This window comes from Rhizobium sp. TBD182 (assembly GCF_001950375.1).
GTDB lineage: Bacteria > Pseudomonadota > Alphaproteobacteria > Rhizobiales > Rhizobiaceae > Agrobacterium > Agrobacterium tumefaciens.
In genome coordinates this window covers 95462-98351 of sequence record NZ_BDLN01000012.1, presented here as the reverse complement: position 1 = coordinate 98351, position 2890 = coordinate 95462, and the positions used below count along the sequence as shown (strand labels likewise).

At 56.4% G+C, this 2890-nt stretch carries 2 protein-coding genes; both read left to right on the top strand.

What is annotated here, in order from left to right; all coding sequences use genetic code 11:
* Positions 1–1206 (top strand): ATP-binding cassette domain-containing protein (locus tag T18_RS24385; protein WP_139322531.1); only part of this gene is annotated, 1206 nt, incomplete at its 5' end.
* Positions 1207–1321: 115 nt separating this feature from the next.
* Positions 1322–2890 carry an ABC transporter substrate-binding protein gene (locus tag T18_RS24380; protein WP_010892437.1) on the top strand — a complete coding sequence of 523 codons (1569 nt, stop codon included), beginning with the start codon at positions 1322–1324 and terminating at the stop codon, positions 2888–2890.

The following is a 2890-nucleotide window of genomic DNA, read 5'->3' as shown; positions in this document are numbered from 1 at the left end:
GAGATCGGAAAGCCCCTTTACGGTGGGATTCAGAGCTTACGTTGGTTTTTGGTTCCATTGCTCCCCAAACCCCATATGGGCGTTGTCGCGGAGATCGCTGATCGGGTTCTTGTGATGCGCGGGGGCCAGGTGGTCGAGTCCGGTCCAGTGGATAGCGTGTTCACGCGTCCTGAAAGCCCTTACACGAAGGTACTTATCGAGGCTGCCCCGTCGGTTGCCGGGAAACTGGCAACGACGGGACAGCCCACGACCGCAATCGATGCGCTGCCGCTGTCCTTTGAGGGTGAACGGCCAATTCTCGAGGTCCGCGATCTTACTGTCCGCTTCCCGCTTCGCGGAGGTCTCCTTGGAAACGTTCAGGGCAACGTTCACGCCGTGGAGAAAGCCTCCTTTGCTATAGGAAAGGGCGAAACTCTGGGACTTGTCGGGGAGTCCGGCTCAGGTAAGTCAACCATCGGCAAAGCTATCATCGATCTTGCGCCGCGCTTCGGCGGCTCCATTGTCGTGGACGGGCGCACGATCGACTACGCCGACGAAAAGAGCCTTGCTGTGTTGCGCCGCGATGTTCAGATGATCTTCCAGGATCCTTTCGGTTCTCTGGACAGCCGTCAGACAATAGGATCGGCCATTGTCGAGCCCATGTACGTTCATGGCATCGCGTCGGGCCGCGAGTTGCGTGAAAAGATGGAGTGGTTGCTAGAAAAAGTCGGGCTTGATCCGGCTCGGGCTAGCAGCCTGCCGCACGAATTCTCCGGCGGCCAGCGGCAAAGGATTTGCATTGCGCGGGCACTGTCTATGTCGCCCAAGCTCATCATTGCCGACGAGGCAGTATCCGCACTTGATGTAGCGATCAAAGGCCAGATCATCGAGCTGATGATGGACCTGCAGTCCGAGTTCGGTGTGTCCTACCTCTTCATCAGCCACGACATGGCCGCTGTGGAGAAGATCTGCACCAGGGTGGCCGTTATGTACTTCGGCGAACTGGTCGAGATAGGTGGCCGCGACAATGTTATCGGGCGCCCGGGACACAGCTACACCAAACGTCTTCTCTCGGCGGTCCCGATCACACATCCGAGCCAGCGATCGGCACGTTCGACCGCGGCTTTGCAGGTGCCGCAACCGGTGAGCCCGATTAAGCCGGTCGGGTTCATTCCGCCGACGCAAAACTGGGCGGCGATGAACGACAAGCATTTCGTGCGTGTTTGACGGCCTGCCGCGTGCCGGAGGGCTACGCGAGCCAATCGTTCAGCATCACTCGACGGAAATTGCCGAGGATGGTCCAGAGGCAGTGAGACTAATATCAGTGAAAAGGGGAGTTCGCATGAGACATAGAGCATACTGGACAAGCGCTGCCATTGTGGCCGGAGTGTTAAGCACAGCCGTTTCGATCCCAAGCCAGGCATTCGCTGCAAAGACCGAACTATCTATGGGTGTTGCCTCTGAGGATGTGACAACACTCGATCCGCATTTCGCGACAACGACATCAGACCGAACGCTGGTTTCATACATCTATGGAGCCCTTGTCCGCTTCGCTCCGGGATCGGCAAATCCATCGTCCATTGAAGCAGATCTGGCTGAGAGCTGGGAATCCAATGCCGATCAACTGGTGTGGACCTTCAAGCTGCGCCCAGACGTGAAATGGCAGGGCGGATACGGCAACGTGACGGCAGACGACGTCGTGTTCAGTCTGGATAAGGCGCGCGATCCAAAGCGTTCCGCATTCTCTGGCGACTATGCAGCGATCCAGAAAGTCGAGGCAGTTGACGCAAAGACGGTTCGCATTACCCTTACACGACGCGTGCCGAGCCTTCTGGCGCTGCTTTCGAATTTTTCCGGTGGCTTCATTATTCCGAAGAAGGCGTTCAAAGAGCGCGGCGATGATTTCAAACGCCGGCCCGTAGGCTTTGGCCCTTTCCAGGTTGAGTCTATTCAGCCTGGTCAATCTGTAACGCTCACGGCGAATGCCGAATACTTCAGGGGCAAGCCGAAACTTTCGAAGATCAGTTACAGGTTCCTCAACAACGAGGCCGCGCGCGATCTGGCATTCGAGTCTGGTGAACTCGATGTCGAACAAGGCAATCAGGATCAGCGTTGGCTCCAGCGCCTGACGGCTAATCCTGAAAACGTCGTCGACACCATCGAGCCCGCCGAACTGAACCTTCTGCATATCAATATTACCAAGCCGCCGTTCAACGACATTCGTGTTCGACAGGCACTCGCACATACGGTCAACGCAGCTCAGATCGCGAAATACAGAGGCGAACGTGTGAACCGCGCTGTGCCTTCCGTTATCCCATCGAATAATCTCGGCTTCGATCCGGATGCCGGTGTCCTCAACTACGATCCGGCGCAATCCAAGAAACTGCTTGCCGAAGCCGGATTTCCGAACGGTGTGACCGTCACAATGGTAGCGAGCCAACTGCCCGGTCTCGAAAGTCTGGCGCAATTGATTCAGGCGCAAGTAGCCGAGGGCGGCTTCACGCTTAATCTGCAACCCGTCGAACACGCGGCATGGCATCAAATGATCCGAAAGGATTTGAGCCCGATCGTGCTTTACGGAGCGGCGCGCTTTCCGATCGCGGACTACTACCTCACCCAGTTTTATCATTCCGCCAGCGAGATCGGCAAGCCAACTCAGGTGGTCAACTTCAGTCACTGCAATGTTGCAGACAAGCAGATCGAAGCGGCGCGCACGGAAACGGACCCGAACAAGCAGATTGAGCTTTGGAAAGAAGCCCAGAAGCTGATCGTGAGCAACGTCTGTGCAATACCGCTTACTGAAAATCTCGGCACCTGGGCGCGGAAAAATAAGCTTGGCTGGGGATTTGAGCTTAAAGGATCTATGCCGTCGGCTCCCCTGATTACGGAACAGACGTATTTCAAGGACTAA